Raw genomic sequence first — 16,509 nt, 5'->3', positions numbered from 1 at the left:
CGAAGAGCATAGCTCGGACTTTTAGACAAAAATTCGAGGAAAACGTAAAGATTGCAGGGCATTGAACCCTTCCTCACGTCATACCCTTGACGACGAACGTCTAAGGTCGGCTGACCCACAGCATGACCGAGTGCCTCCGGTGATAGAGGTGCAGGAGACATTACCTATATTGCCAACTCGTCTATTGATCGGAGGAGCAACGTTAAGCGTCGTTCCTCTCTCCGTAATAGTAGTAATAGGAATCAGCATGTTTCCGATTGATGTTATTCAGAACGACGCCGATCAGCTTGGCTTTCACATGATCGAGAGACGCCTTCGCTTTGAACGCAACTTCTTTTTTCACTTTTCCCGAGTCTATGACGAGAACGACGCCATCGCTTTGAGCCGCTACGATTTGAGCGTCCGTCACGAACAGGACAGGCGGAGTGTCGATGATGATCACATCGTACATTCCCTTCGTCGTCTCTAGCAGCGCGGCCATTCGCTTCGACGAAAGCAGCTCTGAAGGATTCGGCGGAGTCGGGCCGGCGGGTATCAACGACAGGTTGTCCGTGTTCGTATGCTGAATGACATCCCGCAGCTCTTTCTGATGAAACAAAGCAGTCGTTAAGCCGATACGGTTGGACTTGCCGAAAATATGATGCTGCGTCGGTTTCCTTAGATCGGCATCGATCAGCAGCACACGTTTGTTCGTTTGAGCGAAAGCGACGGCCATATTGGCGCATGTGGTGCTTTTTCCTTCACTCGGCTTGGACGAGGTGACCATAATGATTTGCAATGATTGGTCGATCGACGAATACTCGATGTTTGTCCTCAGCATCCGATACCCTTCGGAGATCGGCGATTTCGGATTCGTTTCCGTTATCAGGTTCCATTTAGGAGTCAAGCGAGACATTGTTTTCCCTCCCGGCCGTTTTCGTTATCGGAACTTTGTTGCCACGCTCAGTGGCGTCACTTTCCTTAAACCTTGGAATCGAAGTCAGTACCGGAACTCCAAGCAGCGTCTCGATATCCTCCTCGGTCTTGATCGTGTCATCCAAATAATCCAGCAGGAAAGAAATGCCTATCCCCAGCATTAAAGCCAGCATGAAGGCGACGGCGATATTCAACTTCGGATTCGGAGCGACCGGACCGTGAAATTCCTTGGGATCGGCAAAATCCAGAACGGAGACATTGTCTACCTTCATCAGCGTAGGAACCGTTTTTTGAAAAATAACCGCAACCGCGTTTGCGGCTTTGGCCGCCTTCTCATAAGAATCATCTCGGACGGATACGGACATGACCTGCGTTTCATTAACCGAACTTACGCTCACTTTACCGATAAGCTGACCGTACGTTAGCTTAAGCTCCGGATACTCTTCGACGACTTTTTTCATAATTCGCGGCGTTCTAATGATTTCTTTGTAGGTTTTGATAAGCCCGATCGTGGAGTTAATGGAGCCAACGTCAATACTCGGAAGCAGCGAACTGCTATCCTTGAACTGATTGACGATTAGTTTAGCGGAAGCTTGATACTGCGGTTGGATGAAGTAGTAGGAATAGATGCCGATGGTCAGACAGCTTACGGTAATAATCAAAGCTATCAATAACAGCCTTCGTTTGACGATGATCCAATATTGTTTTAGTTCCAAATTGTTTCCTCCGTTACTCGTTAAGTCATCTTTTTGCGCCGCTTTGCATAAATATTCATTTCGAATATTTAATTAATAACTTATTCTCGTAACGCGACCTTTTGGGTAAAGCTTATTCAGGCAAGCATCCAGTCGTGTTTATAACATATTCTTAAGGAATATAATATTTCAATAATTATTCGTTTCGCGAACAAATGGGCGTACTTGTTTCCTAGAAATCGCCAAATCGCACGAATTCCTAATTACGATTATGTAGCCTCTTGTCTGCCTGTATTTATAAAATCATCGACCGTTCCGCCATTCATGATGTATTCCATCATATCGTCCGAGCCGGCTTCATGCCCCATCTTCTTTAAAAGCAGCGATACAAGCTCAGCCATGTCAACGGGTTCGTTCCGGGGCAAATAGCCGGTGAACATAAGAAGCTCGGATAACGACCTCGTTTCCTCAAACCCATCTTGGTTCAATAGAGAAGGATCTTCGGATAAGATTTTCAAAAATTGCTTCAGCCTTACTTGCTTCTGCTCTCGATTCGAAACGTTCATCTTTAATCTCCTCCACTCAATCAAGTCACTTCATCTTTTGACAAGTCTAGCTTGCTATAACTCGACATAGAATACAACTTATATTAGGAGGTTTTAATTTAAGTTTAATGTGATTGATCCTAGTATGACATAGAAAGCGAAAATTCATGAGGGAATAAAGACATAGTGTCGATTAGACATTCCTGCTCATTTTCAGAATGATTTCCATATGAAATCCGTTCATTTTTAATGTCTCTTGTGTTAATTTTTTCAAGTGGAAGCGCTTTATCACCTTTTTTCAGTATTCATACTTTAGACTCATTCATGCATGCACGCATATATTGCTTCTAATCCCCGTAGAGACAAGGATAACTATTATTTATTACTATCATGTAACTTGAAGGTCTGCTTCTATACTTATGATGAAATAAGGACTATTGACTAGCGTCCTAGAAAATCCGGGCAGAAAAACCCATTCGACATTAATCGCAGTTCTTTTATGGGATATATTCGGGAAAAGTAAGCGTTTCAATTATCCAAAAAACAAAGAAACCAAGCTTTTCTGCCAATAGCGGATGGGCTCGGTTCCTAAAGAGTTCCTAAAAAGTTCCTATAAAACTTCCGTTTATTGGTAATTTAGAAAGTCATTTCCTCACCCAAAAGTGCGCCTATCGGGATTTTATTACCATTGGTTCAGAATATATTTACAACTTCAGCATCACGGTTAATGCGCCAAAATACCGCCGACCCTACTCCTAAATTTACCACTCATAGGGCTTGCCTCTTACCTGCTCATCCAATTTGGACTATTTGCTGGAAAAATAGGAAAACAAACGACGGATTACACCATCGGACGAGGGCGCTGCGACAGGTTTGTTGCCAAAGGGTTTGTTATCTGCAACACAAATCGCATTGCTTAGAAAATAATTCTCCCACTGCTCTCCCATACGCTCTCGGATAGCGGTATAAGCCTCGTTCATCCGAAATCCTCTGCGCTCCAAATGATGCGCATCCGACGAAACGATATGAATGAGTCCGCTTCTGCAAAGCGACCAAGCAACTTGTTCAATTTGCCTGCCGAACCCGCCGAGCAACGAGTGGGTTGTAACCTGCGCGAATGCACCAGCCTTGATCAACTCTGCCAGCCGCTCCGGGTGCCTCACGATTTCCGCATTACGTTCTGGATGAGCAATAATAGGTACTAATTCCATAATATGGAGTTCATGAATGAGCTCGTTCATTTCCTTTGGTATACGAGAGGAGGGCATCTCTATTAACACATAATTAGAGCCGGCTAAAGGCAGCAATTCTCCCCTGTACCACGCCTCCAACAGATCGTCATGCACCCGAATCTCTTGTCCGGACCTAATAACAACAGGCACACCCGCCGCTATTAACTGCTCGTTAATGCGAAGGGTGTGCTCTGTTACTTCGACTGCTCTGTTATTATAGTACCCATTTGCGTGGTGCGGCGTCGCGATGATCGTTGTAATTCCCTCTGCAACGGCTGCTCGAGCCATAATCAAAGTATCATCCCAATTCGCTGCTCCGTCATCCACTCCGGGTAGTATGTGCGTATGAATGTCTATCATGCCGTTCTTCACTCCCTTGAATAGAACAGTAGAATCAAACTTACCTGGGAGGCAAACTTGACCTTATTCTATCACACGGAAGTCGAATTATCAGCATTACATACCTTCACCGTTGATTAGAAATGTCTAACGCGAGACAAAGAAAGAGCGGTTGTACGGAAACATTCCCTGTACAACCGCCCTTTTCTCTTTATCCTAAAGTCTAGCTTCCAACGCCTTCTTCTGCTCTTCAAACCCGGGCTTGCCGAGCAATGCGAACATGTTCTTCTTGTAGGCTTCTACGCCCTCTTGGTTAAACGGATTCACGCCGAGTAAATAGCCGCTCACGCCGCAAGCAATCTCGAAAAAATAAACCAGATAACCGAAAGTGTATGGACTCGTATCCGGCAAGTTCACGATAAGATTCGGAACGTTACCATCCGTATGAGCCAACAGCGTTCCCAGGAACGCTTTTTTATTAACGAAATCCAACGTTTGGCCAGCCAAGAAGTTCAGACCGTCCAGATCGTCCTTGCTGCTCTCGATCGTAATTTCTTCGGCAGACTTTCCAACCTGCAGCACGGTTTCGAAAATGATCCGATTGCCTTCTTGGATGAATTGTCCCATGGAGTGAAGATCCGTGGAGAAATCGACCGACGCCGGGAAAATTCCTTTGTAGTCTTTGCCTTCGCTTTCGCCGTAAAGCTGCTTCCACCATTCGGATACGAAGTGTAATCCCGGCTCGTAATTAACGAGGATTTCCACCGTCTTCCCTTTACGGTACAAAGCGTTACGAACAGCCGCATATTGGTATGCATGATTTTCGCTTAGGTTAGGGTTTTTGAAAGCTGTCGCAGCATCTTGCGCGCCCTTCATGATGGACTCGATATCGATGCCCGCCGCGGCGATAGGCAGAAGTCCGACTGCGGTCAGAACCGAGTAACGGCCCCCTACATCGTCGGGAATAACGAACGTCTCGTAACCTTCTTCCGCAGCCAATACCTTCAGTGCGCCCCGAGCTTTGTCGGTTGTCGCGTAGATCCGTTTACGAGCTTCTTCCTTGCCGTATTTGTTCTCGAGAGCTTCGCGGAAAATACGGAATGCGATAGCAGGCTCGGTTGTCGTGCCGGATTTGGAGATGACGTTAATGGACCAGTCTTTGCCTTCAAGAGCTTGCAGTAGGTGCGTCACATAAGTAGAGCTGATGTTATTGCCCGCATAGAAAATCTGAGGCGATTTGCGTTGTTCCTTGGACAGCGTGTTGTAGAAGGAGTGCTGCAGGAATTCGATCGCCGCGCGAGCGCCGAGATAAGAACCGCCGATTCCGATGACAACTAGAGCTTCGGAGTCGGATTGAATTTGCTTCGCCGCATTCTGTATGCGGGCGAATTCTTGTTTGTCATAATCAAAAGGCAAATTAATCCAGCCCAGATAGTCCGATCCCGCGCCGGTTCCATTATGTAGTTGCTCATGGGCCAGCTTGACGGCTGGTGCCAGGTTATCAATCTCATGCTGTCCGACGAACTGTATCGCTTTGGAATAATCGAATTTAATGTCTTTGCTCATTACAATATGTGCCCCCTCAATATCATTCAAAATTTATATAGCTTTAGAATACTGAATAAACAAGCCAGACACAAGCAACGTTGGATGAAGGTTTGATGAAGATTCAACGGATGCAACGTTACCCTACCATCTATACGCTCGATTATGAAGGATCGTCCAATTTATAGTTACCAGTGGTATAATAAATTTGAAGCACTCTATCGAATCGGAGGACCACTAAAATGAAATCAATCGGATTTATTGGCTTAGGCACGATGGGAGAACCGATGGCTGCCAACCTATTACGCAAAGGTTATCCAGTCACCGTATATAATCGTACACCCGGCAAAGAGGAGCAATTGCTCGAGCTCGGGGCGGATGTCGCTTCATCGCCGCTTGAGGCAGCCAAAAGGGTAGACGTGATCCTCACGATGATTAGCAACGACCAAGCGATCGAAGAAGTATACTTCGGCAGCGACGGCATTCTTAAGGAACTCAAACCCGGAACGACTATTATCGATAGCAGTACCATCTCGCCAACGTTAGCAAGACGGCTTGCAGCTGAAGTTACGGATCGTTTCTGCGACTTCATCGATGCGCCCGTAACCGGCAGCAAGCCTGCGGCCATTGAGGGTACGCTCTTGTTCATGGCAGGCGGCGACAAGCAAACGATTGAAGATCACCATGATATTCTCCTTACGATGGGCCGCGCGGTTATTTATATGGGAGAACACGGAAGCGGCGCAACCGCCAAACTCGCCCATAACACGATCGTCGGAATCAACGCGGCCGGCCTGATCGAGGGCATGGCGATTGCCGCCAAGAGCGGAATCGACGTTTCCTCGTTCCTCCGTGTCGTGCAATCCGGCGGCGCTGCCAGCAAACAAGCGGACCTTAAAGGGCAGAAGATCATCGATCACGATTTCAGCGTGCAGTTTTCCCTTGCGCTCATGCTCAAGGATTTAAGGCTGTCATCCGTCCTAACCGATTCGTTAGGCGTATCGACTCCGATGCTGGAGGCTGCCAAAAGCCTATTCCAGCTAGGACAATCCGCGGGTTACGGCGAATCGGATCTAGCCGCGCTCGCACATATATACGAGAATTGGATCGGCAAAAGAATCGGAGATCCCGTCACTCCGGCCAAAGTCGAGAAGAAGGGCACCGAACGAAGGAAGAAAACTCGCCTGCCGCTCGATATTCCTCTCATGATGTCCATCTACCAATGGGAGGGCGACGGAGGCTTCAGCGGTCAGTCCGTAAACGGCTCTTTACGGGATTTATCGGAAGACGGCATACAGATCGAATCGGAGTTCCCGCTGGAGAAAGATATGTTTATCGTCATCCATTTCCTCCAGAAGTCCGATATTCCTCCGGTGACCGGCCGGATTATCCGCATTGAACGCAATAACGGAACGTTCAAATACGGCTGTATGTTAACTGCTCTGCCGCTGTATCAGCGCCTACAACTGCAGGAATATATTGCTAGCCAGACTAAGTAATCTAACCGCAACTCTTCAGATTAAAAAAGTAAACCCACCAAGTCCTATTAAGGGAATGGTGGGTTTACTTGTTCAGATCCTTAATGTTTTTCCAATTCACGCACTTCTTCCAATGACAGTTCAAGCGTCTCCGCAACCTGTTCGGCAGGAAATCCTTTAGTGAGCAATTTCCGTATGATCATCCTGCGTTCCTCAACTTTGCCCTTTAGAATACCCGTTTCGATTCCCTCTTCGATCCCTTTTTCAATCCCCTCTTCAATTCCCTTTTCATATCCCCAACGTGACCAGGCGGGCATCAATTCCATAATACTATCCCCTTCCTCTGGGTATTTTTCCCGAATTTCTTGCAATATCGATTCATCCCGTATGATATCCGGCTCGAAATACAAATCAGCAACAGACATAATAAGCGCCAATCGTGCCTCATCCAATTTTTTTCTCAATCTTAGAATCATTCGTAAATATGCCAACCGTACTTCCCGTTCTTCTTTTTTATTATACCCCATTTTGACTAACAACGCAGCGGCTACAGGATTATCCGACAACATAAAACGGCGCCAATCTTGACGTTTTAGCTCAACCTTATAAAAATGAAAACGATTGATTTGGCGACTCGGAATTTCCATCGTCAACGTATCCGATTCCTCTCGCAATTCATCTGATGAGAAAATAGCAATCGGAATGATGATCTTATACGTTTTACGGTACTTTTCATACAGTCGGCTGAAATAAATAAACATTCTTTCATTAAAATCTTCCTGTAGATAAGACTGCGGCTCCAAATGCACCAAAATAAACGCATCCAACGCCCTATAACGGGTCTCTAGCAGTAAATCAACACTTCGTGCCTCTTTGCCGACAATATCATGAAGCAATTCCTTCATCAACAGCCGGCTGTGTGAATGATCCAGTAACGAATTCAACTCTGGAAAAAACAACTCGATAAACTCTGCGAAAAAAGTCTGAAGCAGCTTCTTGAATGCCTCATCATGCGGTATAGTCGCTTTTTTATCCCTCACCTGATTTCCTCCTTTGGGCATTTAAATACAAAAACGCCGCCTGATCCCTCCTTAAAGGAGTTCAGACGGCGTGTTCTTCACGACCGTATTGCTAAATACCGGTTAATCTAAATACGAGCAAATATAATCCGTTACCGTCTTAACTTTCAGCTTAAAGCTGGCGTTAGCAGGCACCTCGAATTCCGTCGGCTCGGTGATTTCCAGCCATTCCTCATTGCCCGGAAGCAGAACGGAAAGCTCTCCCGCTTGGATATCCATAATTTCCTTCTGTGCGGTACCGAATTCGTACTCGCCCGGAAGCATAATGCCGAGCGTTACTTTCGTTCCGTCTTCGAACAGAACCGTACGGCTCGTTACTTTGCCTTCGAAGTATACGTTAGCCTTCTTAACTACGGAAACATTGTTGTACTGTGACATCGAATTCCCCGGCTCCCTTATTACAGCAATTTATTGAATTGAGCTACCACGTTATCTACCGTGAAGCCATATTCTTGAATGACGCGATCGCCCGGCGCGGATGCTCCGAAAGTCGTGATGCCGACAACGGCGCCGCTATCTCCGACATAACGCTCCCAACCGAACGGATGAGCCATCTCGATTGCAAGACGGGCTTTGATTGCTTTAGGCAGGACGCTATCCTTGTAGCTTTGGTCTTGCTTCTCGAACAGATCGAAGCTTGGCAAGCTGACGACGCGAACGTGAACGCCTTTCTCCGCCAATGCTTTCTGGGAAGCGACGGCAAGCTGAACTTCCGAGCCCGTCGCGATTAAGATACCTTGCGGCTGACCGTTCGCCGCTTCGGATACGATATACCCGCCTTTGGATAAATTGTCGCGGGCGGACGCCGTTCCTTCGAGAATCGGCAAGTTTTGGCGCGTCAATACCAACGCAACCGGATTATCATTGTTTTGCAGCGCGTACGCCCAAGCAGCGGACGTTTCGTTGCCATCAGCCGGACGAATAACCGTTAGTCCCGGGATAATACGAATCGAAGCCAGTTGCTCGATCGGCTCATGCGTAGGACCGTCTTCGCCGACTGCGATACTGTCATGCGTCAACACGTATACGACCGGAAGACCCATAATCGAAGCTAGACGAACCGCAGGGCGGAGGTAGTCGGTGAATACGAAGAACGTACCGCCGTATACTTTTAATCCGCCATGCAGCATGATTCCGTTCATGGCGGCAGCCATTCCGAATTCGCGAACGCCGAAGTAGATGTTCCGGCCATCATAACTGCCTGGCTTGAATAGCGGAAGACCTTTCAAATGTGTCATCGTCGAGCTTTCCAAATCCGCGGATCCTCCGACTAAGTAAGGAACGTTCTTAGCCAATCCGTTCAATGCATTACCCGATGCAACGCGAGTAGATAGAGGCTTGTCGGAAGTTGAATAGACCGGCAGATCGGCATCCCAGCCACTTGGCAATTCACGGGAAAGCGCGCCCTCGAATTGGGCGGCCAACTCAGGATGGGCGGCTTTATATTTCGCAAACAGAGCATCCCAAGCCGCATTCGCTTGTTCGCCTGCTTGTTTCACTGCAGCGAAATGAGTACGAACTTCTTCTGGTACAAAGAAATCTTCATGCTGCCATTCATAGAAGTTTTTTGTTAATTTTGCTTCGTCCGTTCCGAGAGGGGAACCGTGCGGGCCTAGGTGTCCGCCTTTGCCGCCCTTGTTCGGAGAACCGAAACCGATGACCGTTTTTACTTCGATCAACGTCGGTTTGCTGACGTCCGCTTGAGCTTCCTCAATCGCCTTCGCCAATGCGCCGAGATCGTTGCCGTCCTCTACGCGCAAATACTGCCAACCATAGGCTTCAAAACGTTTGCCTACGTTCTCGGAGAACGACAGATTCAGCTCTCCATCGAGGGAAATGTCATTGGAATCGTATAGGACAACCAGTTTGCCCAGCTTCATATGACCCGCCATCGATGCAGCTTCGGAGGATATTCCTTCCATTAAATCTCCGTCTCCGCAGATGGAGTAAGTAAAGTGGTTAATGATATCGTAGCCTTCGCGATTGTAAGTAGAAGATAGCTGCGCTTCAGCTATTGCCATGCCGACAGCCATCGCGATTCCTTGGCCGAGCGGGCCGGTTGTCGCATCAACGCCTGCCGTATGTCCGAATTCGGGATGTCCCGGTGTTAAAGAGCCCCATTGACGGAAGTTTTTAAGCTCCTCTAGCGGCAAGTCGTAACCGCTCAGATGAAGCAAAGAGTACAACAGCATCGAACCATGACCTGCCGACAAAACAAAACGGTCGCGGTCGATCCACTGAGGACGGGAAGGATTATGCTTCATCGTCTTGGCGAACAATTGGTAGCCCATCGGAGCGGACCCCATCGGCATGCCCGGATGACCGGATTTAGCTTTCTCGATGGCATCGATTGAAAGCGTACGGATCGTTGTTATCGATAATTGATCAATCGCATTGTTGCTGAAAGTCATTGAAAAAAAACCTCCTCAATTCTATTCACGTACGTTCCGGATACTTTCGCCGTGAATCGTACAGTAATAACCACAATTGAACCTGTTTAATTTATCCTGTACATTGTAACATGGACATTTTGGGATTGCCATTACATGTCCGTACAAGTGGTATACTACACGAAAGCAACGGTTTTATTCTGATAAACGAGCAACCGATCTTCCACATGCCACTTGACTGCGCGTGCAAGAACAATCCGTTCAATATGGCGTCCCATCCGCTTCAGTTCATTAACGTTATCACGGTGACTTACCCGCTGTACATCCTGCTCGATAATCGGCCCGCCATCCAGCTCTTCCGTTACGTAATGCGCCGTTGCGCCAATCAGCTTTACTCCGCGATTATAGGCTTGCTGATAAGGCTTGCCTCCAACAAAAGCCGGGAGGAAGGAGTGATGGATATTGATGATCCGATTATGATACTGCTCGATAAACTTCGGAGATACGATTTGCATGTATCTCGCCAGTACGATGAGATCGATTTTTCCGGCAGTCAATTCCCGTTGCTTCTGCTCGGCTTCAGACTTGGTTTCCGCCGTGACCGGAACATGATGATAAGGGATGCCGAATGATTCGACCAGGCTCCTCATATCGTCATGGTTGCTTATCACCATGCTGATTTCCGCATCCAAGTCTCCCGCTTGCCATTGCCATAGCAGTTCAACCAAACAATGGTCTTCCTTCGATACGAAGATCGCGATTCTCTTGCGTCTAGCAGCGCGGAAAATGCTCCAGCGCATGGAGAAACGGTCCGCAACGCGGGTAAAATCCTCTTGAAGCGAAGACAGCCGCTGCTCTAATTCCTGCAGATCGAATTCGATCCGCATGAAGAACATGCCGCCTTCCGGGTCCATCGTATATTGATCGGACTGTACGATATTCGCGCCCTGTTCGTATAGAAACTGCGACACAGCCGCCACGATTCCGGCTCGGTCAGGACAGGAAATCAACATGCGAGCCCGGATGCTCTTGTCTTCCCTGCGGTTGATCTCCTGGGGTTCATAACTGTGACTCATTCTTTTCTTCCTCTCTGCATAACACTACGCCTTATAAACTAGAAAGCCATTCCTGCCCTGCAAGGAAACCTAGCAGACGTTGATTAACCGCTTCTTCGCTAAGCTCGCCTGACAAAACGCGTTGCTCCATCAGCATATCGTAGAGCCGTTCCATCGGTTCACGCGGATCCGCTTTTCTTGCTTTGGCATCGGATTTAAGCAATTCCCAAGTATTCAGTACGTATAAACGGGATTCAATTCCTACTTTATCGAAGAAATAATGCAAACGTTCCACGTCTTCAAGGAACTCCCCGCCGAACCGCTCCGCAGTATTGCCGCTTAACATCGCGATTTCCGCCTCGTACATCGGACGCTCCGTCGCCTCTTTTTTGCCGATCCAAGGGGTTTCGAGAATGAACGGCTTGTCCTTAAGAAGCTCATGCCCGACTACACCTGCAATGCCCTCATAACCGATCCAACCTGAACCGATTGGGGCATGCCGGTCTTTACCGGCGCCTACCGGATTTTTGCTGTCATTCACGTGTACGACCGCAATACGATCCAAACCGACGATTTCGTCGAACTTACGAAGCACACCATCAATATCTCCAACGATGTCATAACCCGCGTCGTGGATGTGGCATGTATCCATACATACCGTCAAGCGACCATTTAGATGAACTCGCTCAATAATTTGCGCCAGTTCCTCGAAGCTGCGCCCGATTTCCGTGCCTTTCCCAGCCATCGTCTCAAGCGCAATGTTGACGTCAGTCTCCTTCGTTCCTTCCAGCACTTCGTTCAGTCCTTCGGCAATTCGGGCGATGCCGTATTCCGCATCCTTATCCGTATACGCACCCGGATGCAGGACGATGTTCTTCACGCCGATTTTGTCCGTACGGCGAATTTCCTCTTGAAGGAAATCGACGGCAAGCCGATAAGTATCATCCTTATAAGAGCCAAGATTAACGATGTAAGGGGCATGTACGACGATTTCGCCAATACCGTTGGCCGCCATCACTTCTTTGCCTTGAGGGATGTATAAATCCTCAATCGGTTTTCGGCGGGTATTTTGCGGTGCTCCCGTGTAAATCATGAATGTGCCGGAACCGTATGATACTGCCTCATTAGCTGCATTCAACAATCCTGTGTCGGAAAAAGATACGTGTGATCCAATCTTCAACATATAATTGCTCCTTTCGTATTCCGCTCCGTACCCCGAATGCGTTATGGGGGCCTATTTTCGCAATCATTTCTTATTGTATCGCGAACGTCGAAATAAATCTAGAAATGAGATATAATTTCAGAATGAGGTGATGTTTATGAAATCCGCGCCGGATTGGTTTATGTATTTCATCTGGTTTTGGACCGTCGTGCTAATCTTGTTTATGAGCGTAGGCGGATTTTTCATGTTCCGCAAGTTTTTGAAAGTATTGCCGCAGAGAGACGGGAAATCGAAACTCGATTGGCAAAATTATTGGGTAGAGCGCAGCCGAGAGTTGTGGACGGAAGAATCGAAGGAAATGCTGCATAAGCTCGTTTCCCCTGTCCCCGGTCCATTCCGGGACATTGCCAGTCATTCCATCGCGGCCAAGATCGGCCAACTAGCCGTCGAAAGCGGCGCTTCCGAAGTCACGAGCGCTCATTGCATCGAAGGCTATATTCGGGCGACTCCCGCTCGGGATCACCGCAGTCTAAAGGACTTTCTGGAGAAAAACCAGATCGATTATTCCGCGTATAACCACCTGTTTAGATGAGATCCGGGCATTGGCTTGTCCTTAAAAAAACGAAACCTTTACTGCTTTCATTCGTCTAACCTCATAGGAGGTGTAAGTCATAATGAAGAAAAACAACAAGACGGCTATGGTAATGAGCGTTGCCGTACTTACTCTGGTCCTAATGGGAACGGCTTGCAGCAACAATAACAATTCCGATGCTTCTCCATCCGCCAGTCCTTCCGTTTCGGCAAGCCCGAGCGCGAGCTCAGCTCCTGAAACCGAGAGCGCAAGCCCTTCCGCTTCTCCTGAAGTTCAGAATTCTACGGGTGAATACAACGGTCTCCAAGATACCCATTCGCTTGAGATTCAAACAGCAGACGGTCCGACCGCTTTCCAAATCAGTCCTGAGATAGCTGATAAGGTTGAGCCGTGGAAAGAAGGAACGAAAGTTAAATTTCAATTCACCGAAGAAATGTTGGACGTAGACGGCAAAGAAGTCAAACAGCTGACCATCGTTTCGATCGATAAAGAGTAAGTCATGTGAGGAGGGGCGCAATGCGCCTAATGCTGTGCGGCGGTACGGGATTCATCGGAAAAGCGCTGACGCAAGCTTTGTTATCCCGCGGGGATGAAGTGTGGATTGTTACGAGAACAGTACCCGTAAAGCCTCCTTATGATGCCACCCTTCCCCACCCGCATTATGTGACTTGGGCGGAATGGAAATCCGATGCGAATCGAATGGGTGACATTGACGGTATCGTTAATCTAGCTGGAGAATCCATTAACCAGAGATGGAGCGAGAAGGCTAAAGAACGAATTCTATCCTCCCGCATAGAAGCAGCAGCAAACATTGCCGATAATCTAGGGCGAATGAACTCGCCGCCTAATGTCGTCGTTAACGCTTCGGGAATTTCTTTGTACGGGCATTCGGGAGAGCAGGTGTTTGACGAAAGTTCATCCGCGAGACCTGCCGATTTTCTCGGAACAACCGTCGTTGAATGGGAAAAGGCCGCGGATCGAATTCCGGTTCGGCGCTTGGTAAAGCTGAGAATCGGACTCGTCTGTGCGCGCGAGGGCGGCGCCTTTCCGCTCATTCATCTGCCCTATCGATTGTTCGGCGGGGGACGCATGGGTAACGGAAAACAAGGTTTGCCCTGGATTCATCTTCAGGACATGGTTTCTCTCATTCTCTTCTGTCTGGATAATCCCGCAATTTCAGGCCCGGTTAACGCTGTCGCACCCGACCCGGTGTCCAACGACGAGTTTGGAAGAATTCTCGGAAAAGTAACCCGCCGCCCGCATTGGTTTCCCGTACCTGCCGTTTTACTCCGGTCTATACTGGGGGAGATGAGCACGTTAGTGCTCTTCGGACAGAAAGCAATGCCTCGCAAAGCATTGGAACATGGATTTGTCTTTGCCTTTCCTAAACTTGAAGGAGCCCTGCGGGAAATTACCCGCTAGGGCTTTTTACATCCTTATATCCATAATCCCCCGTTAACCGGATACATCGAACCGGTCACATAGGTAGCCGCGTCGGATAACAAGAACGCTGCCACTTCATTAATTTCATCCGTCGTTCCGCTTCTTCCTATCAACGTTATGGCTCTCATCTCCTCGAAATGCGAAGGCGGCATCGTTGCGAGCAACTGCTCGCCCTTGAAGTCGCCTGGAACAACCGCGTTCACGCGAATGCCGTATTTCGCATATTCAACGGCAGCATATCTCGTTAGCTGCTCCATTCCCGCTTTCCCAGCGCCGTAAGAGGCATTGGCGCCACTTGGTTTCGTGCCCAGAATGGAAGAAGTGTTAACGATGGATCCCCCTCCCGATGCGATCATTAATTGCGCTGCATACTTGCACATAAGAAATGCGCTTGTTAACGTTCCCCGGAGCGATTGCTCCCAATCCTGCATGGACATCTCAGCTATGCTGAGCGAGGGATTCGCATAAACGTTATGATAGGCTCCGTTCAGCCTGCCGAAATATCGATCGACCCCCTCCATGACGGATTGCACTTGATCCTCGTTCGTAAAGTCTGACTCCATGTAGTACATACGATCGCTTCCGTATTGCTTCTGCAAAACTTCCCATTCCGGGAACTTATCGATGGACTTCAGGTCGGTTGCGGCAATTGAAGCCCCCTTCTTCAGGAAAAGCTTAATCGCCCCCGCCCCGCCGTCACCCAGTGCTCCGGTAATGAGAATGACTTTATCTTGCAAGCTTAATGAATTCATCGTTCGTCACACTCCACAATAAAATTATAGGAATAACAGAGAAGCTTAAATAGGCAACAATTTATACTTTTGTGATTATTTTTTAACTGATATTTAGGAATAGAGTACGGGGGCTGCCCCTTATTCTCAGGACAACCCCCGCTATTATTTTTCCAAATGTTCAATATTTAATGTTTAAGTACTCCGTATCGACGGCTTTACCACTATGAAGCGAGCGCATGCAGGCATCAAGAGCTCCGGTCGTAAGCAGCGAACGTTCGACTGCGTGCGGCGCCCGACCTGTATGAATAAACTTCTCAATCTCAAGCACCAGCCGCGCGAAATGGATATACGGCTTTTGCCCTTGCAGCACAAACTCCTTGCAGATCGGCGCTTCCTCTTCATACGCTTGATAGGCGGCGGCGAACGTTACGACTTCCGGATTGCCCATAAACACACCCGACCTCAGACCATCCACATATTCCACCTCTAGGAATACAGGATCCTTAACTTCGCTCGGAAAAGCATCCAGATCGCGCAGATTGATAAATCCGCCCAACGCCCGGTATAAACCATTCCAATCGTCGGACAGCAGCCGTCCTATCGCCTCGTCGTCCTTATACGCCTTGACACTGCGAATCCCCGACTCGCCATATGCCCGTTCTTCGGCAATCGACTGCATCATTTCCAGCGTATGATAGATATATCGCTCGACCGGACCATATGAGAATCCGAACATTTTGTGCAGCGGAGCGCCATTCGGGAACGGCTTTTCGGCTGGCCGCTGCGGGGAGTAAGGCACAACGGAACTGGACATGAAAGGGATGTTATGGCGCTTGATCTGTTCATACATCCATTCGATATCCTCATGCACGACTGCAAACCCTTTATCGGTGAATACGGGAACGACGCGGCCAGCTTCAAGCATCACTTCCAGGCATTGTTCGAAAAATCGGCGTCGCGGGTATAAGGTTTGTCCAATTTCGTTATCGGGATAATCGCCATGCTCACCTATTAGAATAATGCCGTCCAGATCAAAAGCCGGTTGCCCGCAGAGGAGCGCATCCCGTATCGTCCCGTATATCGGAATACCGTGTTTCGCGGCCATTCCGCGGCTCATATCGTTATCCGGGAATTGATCCACATAGAAGGATACGATTTCAAGCGTCGAGGTATAAGCACGCCCGTCTATGCGAAAGCCTTCCAGCATCTTCGATATAATAACGTCGGCATGGCAGATGTCCCAGTATTCCGTAATGATTGCCGCTACTCTTTTCTTCATTGCAGTCCACTCCTTTTTCTCCTCAT

General features: G+C 48.3%; 16 protein-coding genes and 1 pseudogene. 5 read left to right on the top strand and 12 right to left on the bottom strand.

Annotation, left to right across the window (positions count from 1 at the left end; genetic code table 11):
• Positions 1 to 202: 202 nt before the first annotated feature.
• The 5 genes from K7P76_RS19845 to K7P76_RS19825 all read right to left on the bottom strand — a co-directional run bounded on the left by K7P76_RS19845 (position 203) and on the right by K7P76_RS19825 (position 5,292).
• Positions 203 to 895, bottom strand: a complete 693-nt coding sequence (locus tag K7P76_RS19845) for a CpsD/CapB family tyrosine-protein kinase (RefSeq protein WP_232187052.1) — start codon at positions 893 to 895, stop codon at positions 203 to 205.
• A complete protein-coding gene (locus K7P76_RS19840) occupies positions 876 to 1,631 on the bottom strand; it encodes a YveK family protein (protein ID WP_232187051.1) in 756 nt (251 codons plus the stop codon). The genes K7P76_RS19845 and K7P76_RS19840 overlap by 20 nt, the downstream gene beginning before the upstream one ends.
• Before the next feature lie 248 nt (positions 1,632 to 1,879).
• Positions 1,880 to 2,176: a hypothetical protein gene (locus K7P76_RS19835; RefSeq protein ID WP_232187050.1), complete on the bottom strand. Its 297-nt coding sequence runs from the start codon at positions 2,174 to 2,176 to the stop codon at positions 1,880 to 1,882.
• Positions 2,177 to 2,961: 785 nt separating this feature from the next.
• Positions 2,962 to 3,747: a tyrosine-protein phosphatase gene (locus tag K7P76_RS19830; RefSeq protein ID WP_232187049.1), complete on the bottom strand. Its 786-nt coding sequence runs from the start codon at positions 3,745 to 3,747 to the stop codon at positions 2,962 to 2,964.
• A 195-nt stretch (positions 3,748 to 3,942) separates the two neighbouring features.
• Complete coding sequence (locus K7P76_RS19825) at positions 3,943 to 5,292, bottom strand: glucose-6-phosphate isomerase (protein WP_232187048.1); 1,350 nt, start codon at positions 5,290 to 5,292, stop codon at positions 3,943 to 3,945.
• 221 nt (positions 5,293 to 5,513) lie between these two features.
• Here K7P76_RS19825 and K7P76_RS19820 point away from each other — a divergent pair.
• Positions 5,514 to 6,395 (top strand): annotated as a pseudogene (locus tag K7P76_RS19820) (NAD(P)-dependent oxidoreductase); the annotation flags it as partial.
• A complete protein-coding gene (locus tag K7P76_RS19815) occupies positions 6,378 to 6,770 on the top strand; it encodes a PilZ domain-containing protein (protein WP_309244780.1) in 393 nt (130 codons plus the stop codon). The pseudogene K7P76_RS19820 and the gene K7P76_RS19815, both read left to right, overlap by 18 nt.
• 80 nt (positions 6,771 to 6,850) lie before the next feature.
• Here the strand turns inward: K7P76_RS19815 and K7P76_RS19810 are convergent, their stop codons facing one another.
• The 5 genes from K7P76_RS19810 to K7P76_RS19790 all read right to left on the bottom strand — a co-directional run bounded on the left by K7P76_RS19810 (position 6,851) and on the right by K7P76_RS19790 (position 12,456).
• Complete coding sequence (locus K7P76_RS19810; RefSeq protein ID WP_232187047.1) at positions 6,851 to 7,810, bottom strand: Rpn family recombination-promoting nuclease/putative transposase; 960 nt, start codon at positions 7,808 to 7,810, stop codon at positions 6,851 to 6,853.
• 81 nt (positions 7,811 to 7,891) lie between these two features.
• Positions 7,892 to 8,206: a pyrimidine/purine nucleoside phosphorylase gene (gene ppnP, locus K7P76_RS19805; protein WP_232187046.1), complete on the bottom strand. Its 315-nt coding sequence runs from the start codon at positions 8,204 to 8,206 to the stop codon at positions 7,892 to 7,894.
• Positions 8,207 to 8,226: 20 nt separating this feature from the next.
• Positions 8,227 to 10,239, bottom strand: coding sequence for a transketolase (tkt, locus tag K7P76_RS19800; RefSeq protein WP_232187045.1), 2,013 nt, complete (start codon positions 10,237 to 10,239; stop codon positions 8,227 to 8,229).
• 155 nt (positions 10,240 to 10,394) lie between these two features.
• A complete protein-coding gene (gene purU / locus K7P76_RS19795; protein WP_232187044.1) occupies positions 10,395 to 11,294 on the bottom strand; it encodes a formyltetrahydrofolate deformylase in 900 nt (299 codons plus the stop codon).
• Positions 11,295 to 11,325: 31 nt separating this feature from the next.
• Positions 11,326 to 12,456 (bottom strand): deoxyribonuclease IV, encoded by a 1,131-nt coding sequence (locus K7P76_RS19790; protein ID WP_232187043.1) that lies wholly within the window; start codon positions 12,454 to 12,456, stop codon positions 11,326 to 11,328.
• Between the two features lie 136 nt (positions 12,457 to 12,592).
• On the opposite strand from K7P76_RS19790, the gene K7P76_RS19785 reads away from it, so the two are divergent.
• The 3 genes from K7P76_RS19785 (at position 12,593) to K7P76_RS19775 (ending at position 14,449) form a co-directional block, all read left to right on the top strand.
• The gene (locus K7P76_RS19785) at positions 12,593 to 13,027 is read left to right on the top strand and encodes a DUF2621 family protein (protein WP_232187042.1); all 435 of its coding nucleotides are present in this window, start codon (positions 12,593 to 12,595) and stop codon (positions 13,025 to 13,027) included.
• An 82-nt stretch (positions 13,028 to 13,109) separates the two neighbouring features.
• Positions 13,110 to 13,523 (top strand): LytA/YqiH family protein, encoded by a 414-nt coding sequence (locus K7P76_RS19780; protein ID WP_232187041.1) that lies wholly within the window; start codon positions 13,110 to 13,112, stop codon positions 13,521 to 13,523.
• Positions 13,524 to 13,543: 20 nt separating this feature from the next.
• Positions 13,544 to 14,449: a TIGR01777 family oxidoreductase gene (locus K7P76_RS19775; protein WP_232187040.1), complete on the top strand. Its 906-nt coding sequence runs from the start codon at positions 13,544 to 13,546 to the stop codon at positions 14,447 to 14,449.
• A 14-nt stretch (positions 14,450 to 14,463) separates the two neighbouring features.
• On the opposite strand, the gene K7P76_RS19770 is transcribed toward K7P76_RS19775, so the two are convergent.
• Both K7P76_RS19770 and K7P76_RS19765 read right to left on the bottom strand, forming a co-directional pair.
• Positions 14,464 to 15,222, bottom strand: a complete 759-nt coding sequence (locus K7P76_RS19770) for an SDR family NAD(P)-dependent oxidoreductase (RefSeq protein WP_232187039.1) — start codon at positions 15,220 to 15,222, stop codon at positions 14,464 to 14,466.
• A 160-nt stretch (positions 15,223 to 15,382) separates the two neighbouring features.
• A complete protein-coding gene (locus tag K7P76_RS19765) occupies positions 15,383 to 16,483 on the bottom strand; it encodes a hypothetical protein (RefSeq protein WP_232187038.1) in 1,101 nt (366 codons plus the stop codon).
• Between the last annotated feature and the right edge of the window lie 26 nt (positions 16,484 to 16,509).

It is taken from the genome of Cohnella silvisoli, from assembly GCF_021190915.1.
In the GTDB taxonomy this organism is placed as follows: Bacteria; Bacillota; Bacilli; order Paenibacillales; family Paenibacillaceae; genus Cohnella; species Cohnella silvisoli.
This window is presented reverse-complemented; position numbering and strand designations above follow the sequence as displayed.

Bases quoted from the DNA above. Each gene is read 5' to 3' on its own strand.
- K7P76_RS19825 (WP_232187048.1), bottom strand. From the start codon at position 5,292: ATGAGCAAAGACATTAAATTCGATTATTCCAAAGCGATACAGTTCGTC.
- tkt (WP_232187045.1), bottom strand. From the start codon at position 10,239: ATGACTTTCAGCAACAATGCGATTGATCAATTATCGATAACAACGATC.
- K7P76_RS19785 (WP_232187042.1), top strand. From the start codon at position 12,593: ATGAAATCCGCGCCGGATTGGTTTATGTATTTCATCTGGTTTTGGACC.
- K7P76_RS19780 (WP_232187041.1), top strand. From the start codon at position 13,110: ATGAAGAAAAACAACAAGACGGCTATGGTAATGAGCGTTGCCGTACTT.
- K7P76_RS19845 (WP_232187052.1), bottom strand. From the start codon at position 895: ATGTCTCGCTTGACTCCTAAATGGAACCTGATAACGGAAACGAATCCG.
- K7P76_RS19790 (WP_232187043.1), bottom strand. From the start codon at position 12,456: ATGTTGAAGATTGGATCACACGTATCTTTTTCCGACACAGGATTGTTG.
- ppnP (WP_232187046.1), bottom strand. From the start codon at position 8,206: ATGTCACAGTACAACAATGTTTCCGTAGTTAAGAAGGCTAACGTATAC.
- purU (WP_232187044.1), bottom strand. From the start codon at position 11,294: ATGAGTCACAGTTATGAACCCCAGGAGATCAACCGCAGGGAAGACAAG.
- K7P76_RS19835 (WP_232187050.1), bottom strand. From the start codon at position 2,176: ATGAACGTTTCGAATCGAGAGCAGAAGCAAGTAAGGCTGAAGCAATTT.
- K7P76_RS19810 (WP_232187047.1), bottom strand. From the start codon at position 7,810: ATGCCCAAAGGAGGAAATCAGGTGAGGGATAAAAAAGCGACTATACCG.
- K7P76_RS19830 (WP_232187049.1), bottom strand. From the start codon at position 3,747: ATGATAGACATTCATACGCACATACTACCCGGAGTGGATGACGGAGCA.
- K7P76_RS19775 (WP_232187040.1), top strand. From the start codon at position 13,544: ATGCGCCTAATGCTGTGCGGCGGTACGGGATTCATCGGAAAAGCGCTG.
- K7P76_RS19765 (WP_232187038.1), bottom strand. From the start codon at position 16,483: ATGAAGAAAAGAGTAGCGGCAATCATTACGGAATACTGGGACATCTGC.
- K7P76_RS19770 (WP_232187039.1), bottom strand. From the start codon at position 15,222: ATGAATTCATTAAGCTTGCAAGATAAAGTCATTCTCATTACCGGAGCA.